General features: G+C 56.5%; 1 protein-coding gene. It reads right to left on the reverse strand.

The features are described from left to right. A partial coding sequence (locus ACYP03_RS26370) for an FAD-binding protein (protein WP_459782719.1) occupies positions 1-269 on the reverse strand: 269 nt, incomplete at both ends.

The raw sequence follows: 269 nt of genomic DNA on the forward strand, positions 1-269 counted from the left end.
CTCAGGTCTGTTTGTCCTTGCCTGTCGACCATGACTCCGCCGCAGGTATAGTGGGCGGCCGGGACGACGGGAATGGCATCTTTGGTAATGTCGATACCGTAGCCGAGCAGTTTCTCGTAGATGGTCGGAAAGTGCTTGGTCACAAAATCAGCGGGCTTATGGCTGATATCCAGATACATGCAATCTGCACCCAGTCGCTTCATCTCATAGTCGATCGCACGGGCAACGACGTCCCGCGGGGCCAGTTCGGCACGCTCGTCAAACTCCTG

It is taken from the genome of Photobacterium sp. R1 (assembly GCF_054600795.1).